This is a genomic window from Lactiplantibacillus sp. C232, from assembly GCF_023806725.1.
GTDB lineage: Bacteria > Bacillota > Bacilli > Lactobacillales > Lactobacillaceae > Lactiplantibacillus > Lactiplantibacillus plantarum.
On record NZ_JAMSKZ010000001.1, the window covers coordinates 276,744 to 292,809 of the forward strand.

General features: G+C 43.5%; 23 protein-coding genes, 1 tRNA gene and 1 other annotated feature. Of the genes, 19 read left to right on the top strand and 5 right to left on the bottom strand.

Features of this window, described 5'->3' with window-relative positions; genetic code table 11:
• Positions 1–12 precede the first annotated feature (12 nt).
• From MZO41_RS01355 to MZO41_RS01365, 3 genes are all read left to right on the top strand, one after another.
• Positions 13–975: an ROK family glucokinase gene (locus MZO41_RS01355; RefSeq protein ID WP_003644304.1), complete on the top strand. Its 963-nt coding sequence runs from the start codon at positions 13–15 to the stop codon at positions 973–975.
• Positions 976–1,245: 270 nt separating this feature from the next.
• A complete protein-coding gene (locus MZO41_RS01360) occupies positions 1,246–1,881 on the top strand; it encodes a Type 1 glutamine amidotransferase-like domain-containing protein (RefSeq protein ID WP_033098974.1) in 636 nt (211 codons plus the stop codon).
• Positions 1,882–2,108: 227 nt separating this feature from the next.
• The gene (locus MZO41_RS01365; protein ID WP_003644306.1) at positions 2,109–2,522 is read left to right on the top strand and encodes a rhodanese-like domain-containing protein; all 414 of its coding nucleotides are present in this window, start codon (positions 2,109–2,111) and stop codon (positions 2,520–2,522) included.
• A gap of 49 nt (positions 2,523–2,571) precedes the next feature.
• Here MZO41_RS01365 and MZO41_RS01370 read toward each other — a convergent pair whose 3' ends face one another.
• Positions 2,572–2,748, bottom strand: coding sequence for a DUF3042 family protein (locus tag MZO41_RS01370; RefSeq protein WP_003640329.1), 177 nt, complete (start codon positions 2,746–2,748; stop codon positions 2,572–2,574).
• Between the two features lie 99 nt (positions 2,749–2,847).
• On the opposite strand from MZO41_RS01370, the gene MZO41_RS01375 reads away from it, so the two are divergent.
• The 7 genes from MZO41_RS01375 to MZO41_RS01405 all read left to right on the top strand — a co-directional run bounded on the left by MZO41_RS01375 (position 2,848) and on the right by MZO41_RS01405 (position 8,976).
• Positions 2,848–3,582, top strand: coding sequence for a glycerophosphodiester phosphodiesterase (locus MZO41_RS01375; RefSeq protein ID WP_003644307.1), 735 nt, complete (start codon positions 2,848–2,850; stop codon positions 3,580–3,582).
• A gap of 4 nt (positions 3,583–3,586) precedes the next feature.
• Positions 3,587–4,522 carry a tRNA (adenosine(37)-N6)-dimethylallyltransferase MiaA gene (miaA, locus tag MZO41_RS01380; protein WP_013355494.1) on the top strand — a complete coding sequence of 312 codons (936 nt, stop codon included), beginning with the start codon at positions 3,587–3,589 and terminating at the stop codon, positions 4,520–4,522.
• Positions 4,523–4,633: 111 nt separating this feature from the next.
• Complete coding sequence (locus tag MZO41_RS01385; protein WP_003644308.1) at positions 4,634–5,014, top strand: MerR family transcriptional regulator; 381 nt, start codon at positions 4,634–4,636, stop codon at positions 5,012–5,014.
• A gap of 43 nt (positions 5,015–5,057) precedes the next feature.
• A complete protein-coding gene (gene glnA, locus MZO41_RS01390; protein ID WP_003640333.1) occupies positions 5,058–6,404 on the top strand; it encodes a type I glutamate--ammonia ligase in 1,347 nt (448 codons plus the stop codon).
• Positions 6,405–6,538: 134 nt separating this feature from the next.
• Positions 6,539–7,474 (top strand): hypothetical protein, encoded by a 936-nt coding sequence (locus MZO41_RS01395; RefSeq protein WP_003640334.1) that lies wholly within the window; start codon positions 6,539–6,541, stop codon positions 7,472–7,474.
• Positions 7,464–8,420: a hypothetical protein gene (locus tag MZO41_RS01400; protein ID WP_003640335.1), complete on the top strand. Its 957-nt coding sequence runs from the start codon at positions 7,464–7,466 to the stop codon at positions 8,418–8,420. The genes MZO41_RS01395 and MZO41_RS01400 overlap by 11 nt, the downstream gene beginning before the upstream one ends.
• Positions 8,421–8,436: 16 nt before the next feature.
• A complete protein-coding gene (locus MZO41_RS01405) occupies positions 8,437–8,976 on the top strand; it encodes a dUTP diphosphatase (protein WP_003644309.1) in 540 nt (179 codons plus the stop codon).
• 47 nt (positions 8,977–9,023) lie between these two features.
• Here MZO41_RS01405 and MZO41_RS01410 read toward each other — a convergent pair whose 3' ends face one another.
• The 3 genes from MZO41_RS01410 to MZO41_RS01420 form a co-directional block, all read right to left on the bottom strand.
• A complete protein-coding gene (locus MZO41_RS01410) occupies positions 9,024–9,362 on the bottom strand; it encodes a hypothetical protein (protein WP_003644310.1) in 339 nt (112 codons plus the stop codon).
• A gap of 57 nt (positions 9,363–9,419) precedes the next feature.
• Positions 9,420–9,620: a hypothetical protein gene (locus MZO41_RS01415; RefSeq protein ID WP_003640338.1), complete on the bottom strand. Its 201-nt coding sequence runs from the start codon at positions 9,618–9,620 to the stop codon at positions 9,420–9,422.
• Between the two features lie 430 nt (positions 9,621–10,050).
• Positions 10,051–10,124, bottom strand: a tRNA-Arg gene (locus MZO41_RS01420).
• A 476-nt stretch (positions 10,125–10,600) separates the two neighbouring features.
• On the opposite strand from MZO41_RS01420, the gene MZO41_RS16755 reads away from it, so the two are divergent.
• Positions 10,601–10,726: a hypothetical protein gene (locus tag MZO41_RS16755; RefSeq protein ID WP_015380266.1), complete on the top strand. Its 126-nt coding sequence runs from the start codon at positions 10,601–10,603 to the stop codon at positions 10,724–10,726.
• Between the two features lie 90 nt (positions 10,727–10,816).
• Here the strand turns inward: MZO41_RS16755 and MZO41_RS01425 are convergent, their stop codons facing one another.
• Positions 10,817–10,972 carry a hypothetical protein gene (locus tag MZO41_RS01425; RefSeq protein WP_003640341.1) on the bottom strand — a complete coding sequence of 52 codons (156 nt, stop codon included), beginning with the start codon at positions 10,970–10,972 and terminating at the stop codon, positions 10,817–10,819.
• 403 nt (positions 10,973–11,375) lie between these two features.
• Between MZO41_RS01425 and MZO41_RS01430 the strand changes: the two genes are divergently transcribed.
• The 8 genes from MZO41_RS01430 (at position 11,376) to nusB (ending at position 15,938) form a co-directional block, all read left to right on the top strand.
• Complete coding sequence (locus MZO41_RS01430) at positions 11,376–12,005, top strand: TetR/AcrR family transcriptional regulator (protein WP_003645165.1); 630 nt, start codon at positions 11,376–11,378, stop codon at positions 12,003–12,005.
• A gap of 61 nt (positions 12,006–12,066) precedes the next feature.
• Positions 12,067–12,140: a sequence feature (ribosomal protein L21 leader region), on the top strand.
• A 22-nt stretch (positions 12,141–12,162) separates the two neighbouring features.
• Positions 12,163–12,471: a 50S ribosomal protein L21 gene (gene rplU / locus MZO41_RS01435; protein ID WP_003640343.1), complete on the top strand. Its 309-nt coding sequence runs from the start codon at positions 12,163–12,165 to the stop codon at positions 12,469–12,471.
• A 21-nt stretch (positions 12,472–12,492) separates the two neighbouring features.
• Entirely contained in the window at positions 12,493–12,828 is a 336-nt protein-coding gene (locus MZO41_RS01440) for a ribosomal-processing cysteine protease Prp (RefSeq protein WP_003640344.1), read from the top strand.
• 24 nt (positions 12,829–12,852) lie between these two features.
• Positions 12,853–13,131, top strand: a complete 279-nt coding sequence (gene rpmA / locus MZO41_RS01445) for a 50S ribosomal protein L27 (RefSeq protein ID WP_003638594.1) — start codon at positions 12,853–12,855, stop codon at positions 13,129–13,131.
• A 193-nt stretch (positions 13,132–13,324) separates the two neighbouring features.
• Complete coding sequence (locus tag MZO41_RS01450; RefSeq protein WP_058906888.1) at positions 13,325–14,386, top strand: M24 family metallopeptidase; 1,062 nt, start codon at positions 13,325–13,327, stop codon at positions 14,384–14,386.
• A gap of 70 nt (positions 14,387–14,456) precedes the next feature.
• Positions 14,457–15,014 carry an elongation factor P gene (efp, locus tag MZO41_RS01455; protein ID WP_003640346.1) on the top strand — a complete coding sequence of 186 codons (558 nt, stop codon included), beginning with the start codon at positions 14,457–14,459 and terminating at the stop codon, positions 15,012–15,014.
• A gap of 49 nt (positions 15,015–15,063) precedes the next feature.
• Entirely contained in the window at positions 15,064–15,522 is a 459-nt protein-coding gene (locus MZO41_RS01460; RefSeq protein ID WP_003640347.1) for an Asp23/Gls24 family envelope stress response protein, read from the top strand.
• Positions 15,519–15,938, top strand: coding sequence for a transcription antitermination factor NusB (gene nusB, locus MZO41_RS01465; RefSeq protein WP_013355496.1), 420 nt, complete (start codon positions 15,519–15,521; stop codon positions 15,936–15,938). The genes MZO41_RS01460 and nusB overlap by 4 nt, the downstream gene beginning before the upstream one ends.
• Positions 15,939–16,066: the final 128 nt, after the last annotated feature.

Below are 16,066 nucleotides of genomic sequence, written 5' to 3' on the forward strand. Positions count from 1 at the left end.
GGATTTAGCAACATGGAGCGTAAGTTAATCGGAGTCGACCTTGGTGGGACGACAACTAAGTTTGCCATTTTAACAGAAAATGGTGATATTCAACAAAAGTGGAGTATTGAAACCACGATTTTAGATGAAGGGGCCCACATTGTGCCTAACATCATCGATTCCATCAACCACCACATTGAGTTATATAAGATGGACCGTTCTCAATTTATCGGAATTGGAATGGGGACTCCCGGGACCGTTGATTTGGATAATGGTACGGTTATCGGTGCCTACAACTTAAACTGGAAGACCTTACAACCAGTTAAGGCTCAAATCGAAAAAGGGACTGGCATCAAATTTACGCTGGATAACGACGCTAACGTTGCTGCACTTGGCGAACGTTGGAAGGGCGCTGGCGAAAACGGTAGTGACGTTGTCTTTGTAACGCTTGGAACTGGTGTTGGCGGTGGGATCATCGCCGATGGCCGTTTACTCCATGGTATTGCCGGTGGTGCCGGTGAAATTGGTCACGTAACGGTTGAACCAAACGGCTACATGTGTACTTGTGGTAAGAAAGGTTGTTTGGAACAATACGCTTCTGCAACTGGTGTCGTTCACGTTGCTCGCGATATGGCAGAAGAATTCTCTGGTGCTTCTAAGTTGAAACAATTATTAGACAACGGTGAAGAAATTAGTTCAAAGATCACTTTCGATTTAGCTAAAGAAGGCGATGTCTTGGCTAAACGCGTTGTTGATCGGGTTTCTTATTACTTAGGCTTGGCATTAGCTAATGTCGGGAACACGATGAACCCATCTTCAATCATTATCGGTGGTGGGGTTTCAGCTGCTGGTGATTTCTTATTAGATCAAGTCATCAGTTACTTTAACCAATTCACATTCCCAACGATTCGCGACACGACTGCTTTGAAGTTAGCGGTCTTAGGTAACGACGCTGGTGTTATCGGAGCAGGTTCATTGGCCCAACGGTTTATTTAAGTTAAAATCAATCGTCAAGAAGCTTGGAAGTAATGTCCGAGCTTCTTTTTTATACTAAGCTCCAAAAACTGTGCTGATTAGGTTGTGGTTAAAAACTGAGCGCCAATTGCCGATGCTGATTTGGGCTCATGTCCTCAGACTATGCGCGATTTTAGTTTCATGTCGGTATGTTGTTGTAACGGCGTATGAACTGTTACGCGATTTGGCACAAGGGATACGGATCGACTAGCGTGAATTGAATTAGATGACAGAATTGATTGGAGAAGCAGGATGGTAAAGTTATTATTGTCTTCACGGGCGTTTAGCACTGTGGCCGTAACGGACGCCTTTTTCACTTTAGTGGCGCCGGTGGCTAAGAACAGTGCGAGAATTGTGATTATTGTCAATTCGGTCAGCACGGGTAAAAATCACCCCCAAATGGTGGCACTACAACAAACGGTTCAGCAGCTTGGATATGCGCACGTGCAGCTCCTAGATGTATTGACGGATGATTTGGCCGCATTGAATACGGCAACGGTCATTATTTTGAATGGTGGCTACGAGTTTTTACTGTTGAAGAATCTGCGTGAAACGCACGTGCTGGAACGACTGAGGACTCTCGCGCTGGCGGGCAAGCCAATCTACGGTATTAGCGCCGGGGCTATCTTGTTAGGCCCGGATTTAGACCTGTACGCCTATTTATACCCGGAGGACAACACCGAGCAACTGGCAAACACAACAGCCATCAATGCGACGACGATCCGTATTTATCCGCATTATGATGTTCATTGTGAAGTAAAGCCGCAATTGCCGCAGTTGATCACTGACTGGGAACATAAGACGGGCGTTACGGTCAAACGGTTGACTAACAATCAGGGATTACTGGTGCATGGTAGTCAGATTCAGATGATCGATTCAGATTCATAAATGTGATACCGCGATGCTTGGTTTTGAATTAACAGCGTGGTTAAATGCGGGTCTCAGGCCCCCGACCGTTTTAATGGATTTCTTTAAACCGTGGGTGAGTACGGCCATAAAGCAATCAGTGGGACTTCAGGATTAGTCAGCAGTTTAATCGCGGCTTTTCCTGCTTACCCCTAGTAAAAGTAAGCGGTTTTGTGTAAAATAGATAAGTAGAAATTAGGAGGGATAACGTGGTTTTAGGTGCATTGAGCGGCATGGCGTATGTTAACATCGTGTTAGTTATCATAATCGCGGCCTACTTTATTTATGAGTTGTATAGTTACATTCGACGGCGTCAGGTGTCCACGATGTTGGACGAAGAAGCGTTTCAGGCGGGAATGCGTAAAGCACAAGTGATTGATTTGCGTGAAAAGAAAGAGTTTGACGCTGGTCATATTCTGGGGGCTCGGAATATTCCGTTCAACAGTTTGAAAGTTCGGATGAACGAACTTCGCAAGGATATGCCAATCTACGTTTACGATCAAACCCATACGTTAAGTACACGGGCTGTCGTCATATTAGCTAAGAATGGTTATTCACAGCTATACATTTTAAAACCCGGTTACGCACGTTGGGAAGGTAAGACGAAAAAAGCGAAGTATTAAAAAATGGCGGCTAGAACAACAACTTGTTCGGCCACCATTTTTTATTTAATTAACCGTTGTGAGCTGAGCGACTCTTGCGCATCGCCTTTTTCCGGTTTTCTTCGAATTTGTTTTCTTGGTCTTCGATTGGATCAACAACTTGCTTCTTAAATGATAAGACGGAGCCAATTACGGCACCAGCAGTTGCGACGACCCCAAACAAGAAGCCACGGGTAAATGATTTCATTAGTAAAACCTCCTAGCAATTGTTAGTTTTATTATGCTTGTTTTATGCGGAGATAGCAATCAATTCAATCTAATTTTTAAAAAAGTGGGGTGAAACGCAATGCTTACTCAAATTATTGCTCATCGTGGTAGCAAGGGGACCAGGCCGGAAAATACGTTACCAGCGTTTATTGCGGCTATCGAGGATGGTGCGGATGGCATTGAGACTGACGTACACTTGTCGCGAGACGGGCAACTGATTATTATGCATGATGAGCTCGTCGACCGCACGACTAACGGAACGGGTCGGATTGTGGATCACACGTTGGACGAGTTAAAGCAATTGGACGCTGGTGTTAAGTATGCATCAGCCTATGCGGGAACGCGTATTCCGACTTTAGATGAAGTGGTTCAATTATTGATTCAATACAACTTTACTGGTATTTTTAATCTGGAAATCAAAACTAATAAGATTCATTATGAGGGGATCGAAGACTTGGTAGCGGATTATTTTAACCATCATCAAGTTCCGTTTACGCTAATTTATTCGAGCTTCTACGGAAAGTCGATCGAACGGTTGCATGTTTTACAGCCCGAAGTCGAATCGGATAGCCTGTTCAAGACTAAGGTTCAAACTGCGAAGCGGCTTCATGCGCAACACATTGTTCTCGGTTATCATCCGGATATTCGTTGGGTGCGAGTTCACTGGCTCTTATTGCCAAAAGTGCAGTTGCGGCCATGGACGGTCAACACGGAACGCGATATGCGGTTCTGTTATCGTCATCGGTTTGTGGGACTGATTACCGACTACCCTGGATTAGCACGAAGAATTCGTAAGCAGGTACAAGGAGGTTAAACGAGTGACAACAGTAATTAAACATAAAGTATTACTAATCGCGGGACCAACAGCAGTCGGTAAGACGGCATTATCGCTAGCGCTGGCTAAACAGCTGAATGGTGAAATCATTTCAGGAGACTCAATGCAGGTCTATCGTCACTTGGATATTGGTACGGCTAAAATAATGCCGGAAGAGCAGGCGGGCATTCCCCACCATCTAATCGATATCAAAAATATTGATCAGCGTTTTACAGTCGCTGAATTTGTCAGTCGGACGACGGCGTTGATCATTGATATTAGTGCTCGGGGTAAACTGCCTATTATTGTGGGTGGAACTGGCTTTTACTTGCAGTCCTTGTTGGCGGGCTATCAGTTTGGACCAGCGGATAATGAACCTGATATGGCGTATCGTCAAGCTTGGTTTGATCGTGCCGCTGTCGAAGGTTCGGATGTGGCGTGGATGGCGTTGAAACAGCGTGATCCGCAGGCGGCCACCGCAATTGCGCCCGCTAACTTGGTACGGGTCGTACGGGCGTTGGAGTACGTGCATACAACTGGTCAGCTTTTTTCTGAGCAGGCGGATACGCACGGTGACACACTGGATGCTTATACCTTATGTCTGACCGCGGAGCGAGCGCTGCTGTATACTCGGATCAATCAACGTGTCGATCAAATGGTAGCGGCCGGATTGGAACAAGAGGCGCGGTGGCTATTTGACCAAGGTGGCGCCATGTTACCGGCTGGTAAGGGGATCGGGTATCACGAATGGTTCCCTTACTTTAATGGGGAGCAGACGCGTGACGAATCAATTGCTAAGATCAAACAGGACTCACGTCGTTATGCGAAGCGTCAGTTGACTTGGTTCCGTAACAAGATGTCGGTCGACTGGATCAATCTATTGGAACACCCTGAATTACGGGCCTCGATTGACCAACGGCTAGCTAGTTGGTTAAGCTAAATTATAAATTGGTATACCTATGATAAAACGTGTGATATTTTCTAACATGAATGATTGACATTCGATGATAACATTGCTAATATTAAGTCTGTATTAAAGAGGAGGGTCGTTATGAAGGAAAAGGAACTCCGTCGCTCGTTGGCCGTCTTGCCAATTGGTACGGTTATGAAGCTGACCAATTTGTCTGCGCGGCAAATTCGCTACTATGAAGAGCAAGAATTGATTACGCCGGAACGAAATGCCGGTAATCGGCGAATGTTTTCGTTGAATGATGTTGATCGTTTGCTTGAAATCAAGGATTACTTAGCAGATGGCATCAATATGGCTGGAATCAAAGAAATATATGCGCTCCAAAAACAGCGAGCTGAGCAGAAGCAAGCTGACTTGGCTAAGCCGCTAACTGATCGCGATGTGCGCCGAATCCTTCATGATGAATTCCTGAATCTCGGAGGCTTGCAGTCCGACAAGGGCCCCAATTATCCGGCACACTAAGATGTTTGCATTCGTTAGTCAATCAATTTAAGGAGCGATTTTCATGGCAAAACAGTCCTACTCAAAAGACGATATCCGCCGCATCGTCAAAGAAGAAAACGTTAATTTTTTACGGTTAATGTTTACTGATCTATTCGGCACAATTAAGAACGTTGAAGTTCCAGTTTCACAACTCGACAAACTCTTGGATAACAAGTTGATGTTTGACGGTTCATCCATCGATGGGTTTGTTCGGATCGAAGAAAGTGACATGTACCTGTATCCTGACTTATCAACTTGGTTGATCATGCCTTGGAACACGGAACATGGTAAAATTGCACGGATTATCTGTGAAGTTTACACGTCTGACCGTAAGCCGTTCGAAGGGGATCCACGGAACAACTTAATTCGTGTCTTAAACGATATGCGCGAAGCAGGTTATACGTCATTTAACTGTGGGACTGAGCCTGAATTCTTCTTATTCAAGATGAATGAAAAGGGTGAACCAACGACCGAATTGAATGATAAGGGAAGTTACTTCGACTTATCACCAATGGACTTGGGTGAAAATTGCCGCCGGGACATTGCACTTGAACTTGAACGACTTGGTTTTAACGTTGAAGCCAGCCATCATGAAGTTGCACCTGGTCAACATGAAATTGACTTTAAGTACGCGGATGCTTTATCTGCAGCCGATCATATCCAAACGTTCAAATTGGTCGTTAAGACCATCGCACGGAAATACAATTTGTGGGCAACCTTTATGCCTAAGCCGTTAAACGGTGTCAATGGTTCTGGGATGCATGTGAACATGTCCTTGTTCCATGATCAAGGCAATGCCTTTTATGATGCTAATGATAAGAATGGCTTAGAATTATCATCAGACGCTTATCACTTCTTAGGTGGTTTGATGAAGCATGCCCGGTCATACACTGCTGTCACTAACCCGACAGTCAACTCATACAAACGCTTAGTTCCTGGATATGAAGCGCCCGTTTACGTGGCCTGGTCAGCATCTAACCGGTCACCAATGATTCGGATTCCAAGTGCACGGGGCTTGTCAACGCGCCTTGAATTACGGAGTGTGGACGCTTCAACTAACCCATATTTGGCCTTTGCAGCGGTTCTTGAAGCTGGCTTGGACGGAATCAAGAACGGTATTGAACCACCAAAGAGTGTTGATCGTAATATCTATGTTATGGATGAAGATGAACGGGCTGCAGCTGGTATCGCTGACTTACCGTCAACGTTACACAATGCGCTGAAAGAGTTCCAGACAGATCCGACGATGAAGAAGGCGTTAGGGCCACATATTTATCAGAGTTTCTTGGAAGCTAAACGGCTTGAATGGGCTTCATACCGTCAACAAGTTAGTGAATGGGAACGTGATCAGTACATGGAATTGTACTAAACCATTAATTGAGATAAAAATACGACGGTTAGGGCACCTTAAATGGCGAACTAGCCGTTTTTGTTATAAAATTGGTAAATTAGTGGTGTTAACCTTTATTAATGCACTAATTTTCGGTAACATTAGGAACAGCAATGCAATTCAGCAAGTTTTCAATTATTATTGATTGCAAGGAGATTATTATGGAAAAACAAAATCAGCCTGATCTTGAAAAACAAGATCAACCTACGCGCGCGCTTACGAAGCGACTTCAACAAAAGTTAGACTATGTAACTACGGTGCGCCAAGCAATTACGGCTGGTGACGACCGGTTGATCTACGAATTGATCGATGGTGACCACTATCACCAAGCCTTACTTAACGAGGAACCGGATCCAACCCGTAACGCCCAAGTGGATTTAATTACGGATGTCTATCCGGCAATCAGTCACTACTTGAGTACCAAGTTAATTGATTATTTGGCTCATGAGTACCCATTCTTTTATTATGAAGAAACCCAACTCGGCGAATTTCAGATTTACTTTGGTAACTGGTGGGATCGGCGCCGGTTTGGTAAATTGAACGTTTTGAAAGTCGCCTTTGAATTTAGTTCGGAAGAATACAATAAATTACAAAAGACGTTTGAACTGGCTCCCGCGCACAAACGTTTCAATACAGATCGTATTCAGCAGATCTCAGCTGGTAGCGATCAGCTACAGAAACTGATTGACGCGCAATCAGACCGTGATGCGCAAAAAGAAGAATTGCGGCAGCAACTAAAGGAAAATGGGCAACGTAACTCACTATTTGATTCTGGTCGGATCAAAGAAGAACGGCAGCAAATTATTGACCAGTTAACTAAGTTGGCCGATGAAGACGAACAAGCTAATAATGCCCATGCAACCATGAAGGATAACGAAGCTAAGATTTTAACGCTTTCTAAGGAAGATACGATTTTAGCTTATGAGAAACAAGCGATTGAAAACGCCTTTAAGAGTTTTGAGAATTTTAATGAGCGTAACCGTAGTCTTTATGTTGACTACTTGACCACGCTGATTGGGAAGGCGCAGGTAGCGGCTGATGGCGAATAATACGGACAAGCAGATGGACACGGCAACACTGAGCACTCACGGTAAGCTGAGTACGTTCAATGAGGGCTTAAAAAAAGGACTCGCTAATGGTGAAAAATTTACGGCCTTGATGGACCAACTGATTGATACAACTGACGGAGAGACACTGTTAGCAGCGGCACAACAGCTAGCAGACTTTAAACTGGATACGGCTTACGTGACGTTTCCCCATCAATATCAGAATGCCGATTATTATTTGATCTTCATGAGTCGGTTATTGGGCATGCATGGTGATGAACAAGCGGTGCTGAATTCTCAACGGCATACTGAAGCGCTGTATCACGTTTACGGGGCGCTAACGGATGATTACACCTTCTTGTATCAAGTGGTGAACAACGGCAACGGTGGTGCATATTATCGTGAACAAACAACTGGCGAAAACTTGTTTTATATTCATTTAGAACGGCGCTTGTTACGGTTTAATAGTTCGGCGTTTACGAATTTATTTATTAATAAATTATTGTTGAAGGGGACTGGGGTTGACCAAATTAATACGGTTCTCGCAACGCTAATTAAATTTGGACATTGCTTACAAGATGATTTTGGCTTTAACGTCGACTTTAATATTTTGGACGTTGCTAACGCGGCTAAATATGAACTGCGGTCGGCTAATTTAGATCGGGCAATCGTTGACAAATTGTTTGTCAGTGCGGCTAAGAATGAGCACATGTTGCGTAATTCACAGCAAGGACATGGTGCCCAAATTGAACTGCGGGCTGGTTTGACAGTTGATATCTTTGATGCAGCTGAAGCTGGCGGTAGTCAACAATGGGTCCTGACTGTTCATGATCCTGATCAAGCAGTTTCGTGGTTTGACGTGTTGTTACACTTTGGGTTCATGCGTGATTGGTACTTAGAAAATATCGATTCGCTAGAAATAAAAGCGGATCCATTAGTATTTGCTTAAGTAACGGGGGTATTAGATGTTAGAACTAACAACGTTATTACAACAGTCGATTCGTTTAGACCGCGATATTACGGCCCGTCAACAGATTCATTGGCGGCCACAAGAACGGTTGCAAAATGCGATGGTCTCACTGGACGTCGAATTGGCAGAAATGGCTAATACGTCGGAATGGTTCAAAGTTTGGAAGATTCATCGTGGCAAAGCGGATCCTGATAAGACACACCGCGAAACGCTGCTGAACGAATACGTAGATGCGATGGACTTCTTCTTCCTTGTCTCAGCGATTCAACAGTGGACGCATTTGATTCCAGTAACGCCTGAGCAATTGACTACGATTGCGGCTAAGCCGGCGACTGATTTGAATAAACAGTACTTGGCGATCAAGCACCTCCTCTATGATGCTTACTTTAACCATCGTCAGGAGAGCTACCAGCACGCTTGGCACGTTTTCTTGAAGATTGGGCTAGTTGATTTTGGTTTTACTCAGGACGAGATACAAACGGCGTTTACGGCCAAAAATCATGTCAATGAGCAACGACAAGCAAATAACTATTAAAAAAATAACCTAATTGCGCGATTTGATCACGTAACTAGGTTATTTTTTTAAGCCTCTGTCATTAATTGCGCGTCGTTATCGGCGTCTTGTGCAACTAAGTCATTAACTTGGTCGATCAATGTTTGTCGTTGATCAAGATCATCGTCGCATTCAAAGAAGGCCCCGAGTTCCTCAGCTAAAGTATCTTTGTCCGCATCCATATACCGAAAGTCATTGCTGGTGATCGTATAGTGCTGGTGATCTGGCATCCGGACGATGACACAACCAGTGGCTGACTTTCCCTTGGTGGCTTTGTCCGTAAACTCGACCGCGAGTACGTAGGGCCCGTCAGTTGAACGATCTTTGATGGCATGCGCGATATTTCCGGCAATTGCTTCAAGTTTCAATATGTTTCACCTCAAAACATATTATACGCACTATTAGGATGGGATGCGAGAATTGATTTAGTCCATCAGCTGCTCGGCCAGCCGCTTCTGTTCAGCGTAGAAAGCGTTAAAGGCATGGTGGGCGTTGATGACTAGGTGGTAATGGTGCTGTGCGACTAATAAGTTATGATGAAATTCAAAGGTGTCACGCCCTTGCTGAATAAACGTTAAGTAATCGTTCAGATAAATGTTACTGGTTAAGCCATGGCGTAAAAGCATTGTTGATTCCCCCAGACAGTATTAGATACGTTGATTGTACTACACCAAGGTTGTGGTGGATTGGACGGTGTCTTGATTGTAAATTGGTATTATAAACGACGACTGTTACAATTTTGATATTTTCAGTTTGTCTTCCACCAAATTAATTGGATAGAATGCAATTTTTAGGTAATAGGGTGATATTGTCCAATGCGGCAAATGCTCTTTCACTCATACAAGCTGTGAACCTAATACTTTTGTTTTTTTATGTGGATGCTCAGTTTAGGTAGTTGTTGACCTTTTTAATATCTATGCCGTTAATTGGCTGATTTAATAAGCACGAATACGATTTGGCTGCCGAAATTTATTAGAAACCAAAAATAGAGAAGTTTGCTAAATGTTGGTTTAACAAGCTTCTCTATTTTAAAATGGCAGGTCCGAATCGATGGTATGTCACGAGTGAGACTTGAACTCACAACCCTCCGCTTAGAAGGCGGATGCTCTATCCAGTTGAGCTACCGTGACAACAACAAGATTAATTATAGTTAAGAAGCTGGAGAGTGTCAATTTTTATTTAATTTTTCACCGATGTGCAGCAGTTAAAAAAGGCGTGAGTAAGCAGAATGATGTAAAAATGTAATATTTGTAATGAAAAAGCACTAAATTACAGTAAGCACATTTTGCTGAGATAATTGGTCATTATGGTGAAAGTCAAAAATGAAGTTAGCCTGGTGAACGAGGAAATTGTTTTCATGAATACCAATTAATGCTTGAAGAACGACACAATATAAACGCTGTAATAGCGGTAACTAAGTCCGGTCATCATTAATTTAATTTTTGCAAGACGGGGTTGTTAAATGGCGACGGCGAAGAACCAATATCTCCTAAAATACTTAAGAAAAGATAAAGAAATTAACAAAACTGACTAAAATAGTTTATTTCGCTTGAAATGTTACTGTAACAAAACGATAATAATCATGTAACAAGGAAGGAGAATTCTTATGGGTTCAGTATTTGCAATCGTCGGTATCATCGCCATCGCTGGTGGCATTCAATATTATTCAAACTTTGTTGCCAAAGAAAATGCAAGCAGTAAGCATTTCACTGCTTCCCGTAATGACCGTTAGTCAACGGGAGTTCTTATCTTGCACATTGGCATTATACAATCAATCAATTAAAAAAGAACTGCTCATTCAAGATGAGCAGTTCTTTTTTAATTACTTAATTTTTGGTGTTTTTTCGATGGTGTCAGTCTTGCCGGCAGCCCAACGTTGGATAGCAGCAACTTCTTTTTCGCGACGAATGCGCTTTTGCTTCCCAGCAACTGGCCGACGTGATGCCCATGTGTTATATGGTTTTGCAACAACAGTCATAAGAGTATGTCCCTCCTTTGATTAGTCCAATAACGACTATATTAAACAAGAATAGTGTACATTGCAACCGAATTAACAGGAAAAGCCAGACTTTTCCCAAAAATTGCATTATTAGTATAACGGTTATTTTGGTCGGTTGTCAAGATAAAATCCTTTACAGCGTTTCTAAAGATCAATTTAGCTTTGAATTGATGCTAAGGCATGTAAGGACTAACCAGCTAGTATGATAGTGGCAGGTAGGTGAGCCCCATATCAATCATGTGTCAGTCGAATGAATGGGCCAGATAGATCACTGAGAACCATCTTAGACGTAATCTAAATATTTGTCCGGCTGATTATCATCTGTTAGACGCTCTTAGTAATTAATGTTATATTAATTATGAAATGAAAGTAGGGAGCAGATATGAGTCATGAAGTTGATCCGCGTGTCGATAAAACTCGGCGGCGCTTGCGACAAGCATTAATTACACTATTACAGACAGAAACAGTCGATAACATTTCCGTACAAAAACTGACTAGTACGGCAGCAGTTACCCGCGGAACATTTTATCTCCACTATAAAGACAAGCCAGCATTTGTTGATCAGGCCCTAGATGACTTGGTAAGTGAATTGTTTGAAACGGCCATCGTGACGGTTTCAGTGGGTGATATTATGACCAATCCGGCTGACCCGTTACAGCGGGTGCATGTTTTTTCCTTATCAAAGGCACTCGGTTACATCAGTCAGCACGCGGAAGCCTTTGAGACGCTATTGTTAGATCAGCGCCAGTTAGCGGTCAATCAACGGATCAATCAGCAGATGACGACGTGGATGACGAAATTTCACCGTGATTTTCAGGATCAATTTGCTGATTTGGAAGTACCGGTCAGCATTCAAATCGCGTATTACGTTTCTGCGACAGTCGGCCTGATTACTGATTGGTTAGCTAATGATATGATCTACACGCCACATTACTTAACCAAGTGTATTAAAAAAATGCACCATTTGATGACGGTAGGGAGCATTAGTTTCACGGACTTTTTTGTGAAGTGAAATCAATCCTTGACTATTATGAAAAAATTTGATAATATTTTCCTGTTGTATTTGTGGACTTCTACAGCTACAACCGCACGGATTGAGTCTTAAGTTCAGCAATGGCACTTACATTCGGCGAGTCTAAGTGATTTATAATTTAAGGAGGTGCACAAACGTGTACGCAATTATTGTAACTGGTGGTAAACAATATAAAGTTGAAGCAGGCCAAGCAATTTACGTTGAAAAACTTGACGCTGCTGCTGGCGACAAGGTTACTTTTGATCAAGTAGTCTTTGTTGGTGGTGACACAACTAAGGTTGGAACGCCGACTGTTGATGGTGCGACGGTTGAAGGTACTGTTGAAAAGCAAGGCCGTGACCGTAAAGTGGTTACTTTCAAGTACAAGGCCAAGAAGGGCCAACATACTAAGAAGGGTCATCGCCAACCATACACTAAGGTAACGATCGACACAATTAATGCATAATTAAGAAAGTAGGCATTCTTTATGATTCAGGCAACCATTTCTCGTAATGCGACCGGTCAAGTGACCGCTTTTAAGTTGACGGGACATGCTGATTCAGGTGCTTATGGACAAGACATCGTTTGTGCAGCGGTTTCGGTGTTAGCAATTAGTACAATCAATGGGATTGAACAAGTTGCCCGCTTGCAACCCGTAGTACAAAGTGATGAAACCAATGGTGGGCTATTAATTGCAGATTTCACTAAGCTGGACTTGGCGAACACACAATTACAAACCTTACTTGAAAGTTTCACACTTGGTTTGAACGATGTGGCCACGAATTACGGAGATTACATCCGAGTTCGTGAACAAACACGATAACCACATTCGGAGGTGGACTTTACTATGTTAATGAACTTGCAATTCTTCTCTCACCATAAAGGTGGCGGTTCAACTGCCAACGGTCGGGATTCAGCTGGTCGGCGTTTAGGCGCTAAGCGGGCTGACGGCCAAACTGTTAAGAATGGTAACATTCTTTATCGTCAACGCGGAACCCATATTTACCCAGGTGTAAACGTTGGCCGTGGTGGCGACGATACATTATTTGCAATGGCTGACGGTGTCGTTCGTTTTGAACGCAAAGGTCGCGACAAGCGCCAAGTATCTGTTTACCCAGCAAAATAATTTTTGAAGAGCCTCTGCAGGGAGGCTCTTTTTTTGTGAAGCAATCTAGGGATACCCGCGACTATTATTGGTTCACGGGCCGCTTAGCCGTAAACGTAATTGATTGACGAATGGCCTTCAATAAATCATTACCTTCAGTTTTTGGAAAGTTTGGTATAATGAAGCGTGAGGTAATGATGGGAGTGACGAAATAATGAGTCGAGTTGAACGGTTACAAAATAAGTTTGATCAGTTAAAAATTGATGCGTTCTTAGTTTCAGATGGGGCTAACCTTCAATATTTAACAGGAATGGCTGATATGGCCGGCGATGGTTATCTGCTAGTACTGGCACAGGAAGCCTATCTGATTACGGATGCCCGTTATCAGACGGCTTTTGCCGGTCAGTATGATGACCAGCACCTAGTCATTACACGTGATTATCTGGGGGCCGTTTGTGATATTATTGCCAAAACCGGTACTGGGGTCATGGGCTTCGAGGCCGAGATTCCATATACAGCCTACAGTTACTTAGATGAGAACTTGGTCAGTGATTTGGTTGCGTTACCAGACGTGGTCTATGAGTTGCGCATCACCAAGAGTGTTGATGAGATTGACCGGCTACGAGCGAGTGCACGTTTGGCGGATGCTGGTTTCGAATACGTAACGAGTATCGTGCGACCAGGCATGCGTGAAATCGACGTTAGCAACCTGTTAGACGCGTTTATGCGGACGCACGGTGCAAGTGGGCCGTCGTTCACGACAATCGTACTTGGTGGTGCACGAGCGGCTTTACCGCATGGGACGGCTTCTAAAGCGCTCTTAACTGCCGGGCAACTTGTTACTCTTGATTTTGGTTACTTTTTGGACGGGTACACGTCAGATATGACACGGACGTTTGCTTTAGGTACTCCGGATGACAAGTTGGTTACGGCCTACCAGGCGGTGCAGGCTGCTCAACAGGCTGTGATCGATCAGGTCCAAGCAGGTGCAGCCACTGCTCAACTGGATGCAGTTGGCCGCGATTTGCTGACAAAAGCGGGCTATGGTGACGCCTTCAATCATGGTATGGGTCACGGCATTGGTCTTGCCATTCATGAAGGCCCGTTGATCTCAAAAAACACGACTGGCACCTTAGTTGCAAACAGTGTGATTACTGTTGAACCCGGGGTATATTTCCCAGATTTAGGCGGAATGCGGATCGAAGATGATGTCTTAGTGACTGCTGAGGGCCATGAACGACTGACGACTGCAACTCGTGATTTACTGATTTTATAGTTAAGACAGTTGCCACAGCGGCTCGGTCTTGTTATAGTTATAAAGATATATTTGAGGAGGATTTTTAAAAATGATTTCAACTGCAGATTTTAAAAATGGTTTGACGATTGAAGTAGACAACGCAATTTGGCGCATCGTGGAATTCCAGCACGTTAAGCCTGGTAAGGGTGGCGCGTTTGTTCGTTCAAAGCTTAAGAACTTACGGACAGGAGCCGTTCAAGACAAGACTTTCCGTGCCGGTGCGCGGATGGAACAAGCGCCAATTGAAAAGAGTACGATGCAATACCTTTATGCCGATGGTGACAGCTATGTCTTCATGAATACGGAAACTTATGAACAAATTGAAATTCCTGGCGACCACATTCAAGACGAATTGAAGTTCTTGAAGGAAAACATGGAAGTTCAAGTAACGCTTTATAAGGGTGAAGTGTTGGGAATCGATTTGCCAAACACGGTTACTTTGGAAGTTGCTGAAACTGAACCAGGGATTAAGGGTGATACCGCTTCCGGTGGCTCCAAGCCAGCTACGTTGGAAACTGGTGCAATTATTCAGGTACCATTCTTCGTTAAGGCCGGTGACAAGCTGATCGTTAACACCGTTGACTCCACTTACGTTTCACGGGCTTAATTTTTAGAAAAACTAATACCGGCAAACATGGAATTGGAGGAATGTCAAAATGGCTGACAGTAGCAATATTACGTTACAAAGCAAAGAACCCAGCTTAGGACAAATTCAAATTGCACCAGAAGTGCTTGAAATAATCGTTGGTATCGCGGTAAGTCAAATTGATGGCGTTAACCGGATGCAAGGGACGATTTCTTCCAGTGTAAATGAGTTGTTCGGTCGCAAGAAGAATCTTGGTAAGGGTGTCAAGTTAACAATCGTCGATGATCAGATTAGTGTTGATGTGTTCGCATACTTGGACTATGGTGTTTCGGTACCAAAAGTCGCTTTAGCGATTCAAGATAAGGTCAAGCAACAAATCTTATTTATGACCGACCTCGCCTTAAGTGAAGTCAATGTCCACATCACTGGTATCGTGACTGAGAAGACTGAAAGTGCCATTGATCCAAACAACTTGTTTGGTGATGAAGATACCCAGACCGATGAAAATGAAGATGGTGAAGAATCGTGAGTTTAACGCGTCATGAAATCCGGGAAAAAGCATTTCAAGCTTTATTCGCGTTGAATGCTAACCCAGACGCTGATGAAAATCAGTTGTTCCAACAGTTACTCAACCCTGAAGAAGCGGATGCAGTTGAAATTCCCGCATATTTAAGTACGTTAGTAACTGGTGTTCGTGAACATCAAGCTGAATTAGACGCTCAAATTCAGCCTTATTTAAGTCAGAAGTGGTCGTTGGACCGACTGGCTAAGACCGATTTGATTATCTTACGCATCGCGTTCTTTGAATTGCAATTTGTTGACGACGTTCCAGCTAAGGTCGCGGTTAATGAAGCAATTGAATTGACAAAGGCGTTCAGTGATGACCGCTCTCGGAAATTCGTTAGCGGGGTGCTTGGTAAAGTGGTTAAAAACCAAGCCAATTAGTCTAAAACCGAACAATCTTATGTTCTACCGTAAAAGTCTGGCGATTTGCCAGACTTTTTTTAATAACTTATTAGTAAACCGGTCATAAATCATTGTGGTGATATGCTAAAATAAGACCAGACAGAGAA

Excerpts from the sequence above, each read along its gene's own strand:
- rpmA (WP_003638594.1), top strand. The coding sequence starts at position 12,853 with ATGTTAATGAACTTGCAATTCTTCTCTCACCATAAAGGTGGCGGTTCA.
- efp (WP_003640346.1), top strand. The coding sequence starts at position 14,457 with ATGATTTCAACTGCAGATTTTAAAAATGGTTTGACGATTGAAGTAGAC.
- MZO41_RS01450 (WP_058906888.1), top strand. The coding sequence starts at position 13,325 with ATGAGTCGAGTTGAACGGTTACAAAATAAGTTTGATCAGTTAAAAATT.
- MZO41_RS01360 (WP_033098974.1), top strand. The coding sequence starts at position 1,246 with ATGGTAAAGTTATTATTGTCTTCACGGGCGTTTAGCACTGTGGCCGTA.
- MZO41_RS01395 (WP_003640334.1), top strand. The coding sequence starts at position 6,539 with ATGCAATTCAGCAAGTTTTCAATTATTATTGATTGCAAGGAGATTATT.
- MZO41_RS01375 (WP_003644307.1), top strand. The coding sequence starts at position 2,848 with ATGCTTACTCAAATTATTGCTCATCGTGGTAGCAAGGGGACCAGGCCG.
- glnA (WP_003640333.1), top strand. The coding sequence starts at position 5,058 with ATGGCAAAACAGTCCTACTCAAAAGACGATATCCGCCGCATCGTCAAA.
- MZO41_RS01425 (WP_003640341.1), bottom strand. The coding sequence starts at position 10,972 with ATGACTGTTGTTGCAAAACCATATAACACATGGGCATCACGTCGGCCA.
- MZO41_RS16755 (WP_015380266.1), top strand. The coding sequence starts at position 10,601 with ATGGGTTCAGTATTTGCAATCGTCGGTATCATCGCCATCGCTGGTGGC.
- MZO41_RS01415 (WP_003640338.1), bottom strand. The coding sequence starts at position 9,620 with ATGCTTTTACGCCATGGCTTAACCAGTAACATTTATCTGAACGATTAC.
- MZO41_RS01405 (WP_003644309.1), top strand. The coding sequence starts at position 8,437 with ATGTTAGAACTAACAACGTTATTACAACAGTCGATTCGTTTAGACCGC.
- MZO41_RS01460 (WP_003640347.1), top strand. The coding sequence starts at position 15,064 with ATGGCTGACAGTAGCAATATTACGTTACAAAGCAAAGAACCCAGCTTA.
- MZO41_RS01385 (WP_003644308.1), top strand. The coding sequence starts at position 4,634 with ATGAAGGAAAAGGAACTCCGTCGCTCGTTGGCCGTCTTGCCAATTGGT.
- MZO41_RS01440 (WP_003640344.1), top strand. The coding sequence starts at position 12,493 with ATGATTCAGGCAACCATTTCTCGTAATGCGACCGGTCAAGTGACCGCT.
- MZO41_RS01355 (WP_003644304.1), top strand. The coding sequence starts at position 13 with ATGGAGCGTAAGTTAATCGGAGTCGACCTTGGTGGGACGACAACTAAG.
- MZO41_RS01400 (WP_003640335.1), top strand. The coding sequence starts at position 7,464 with ATGGCGAATAATACGGACAAGCAGATGGACACGGCAACACTGAGCACT.
- MZO41_RS01430 (WP_003645165.1), top strand. The coding sequence starts at position 11,376 with ATGAGTCATGAAGTTGATCCGCGTGTCGATAAAACTCGGCGGCGCTTG.
- MZO41_RS01370 (WP_003640329.1), bottom strand. The coding sequence starts at position 2,748 with ATGAAATCATTTACCCGTGGCTTCTTGTTTGGGGTCGTCGCAACTGCT.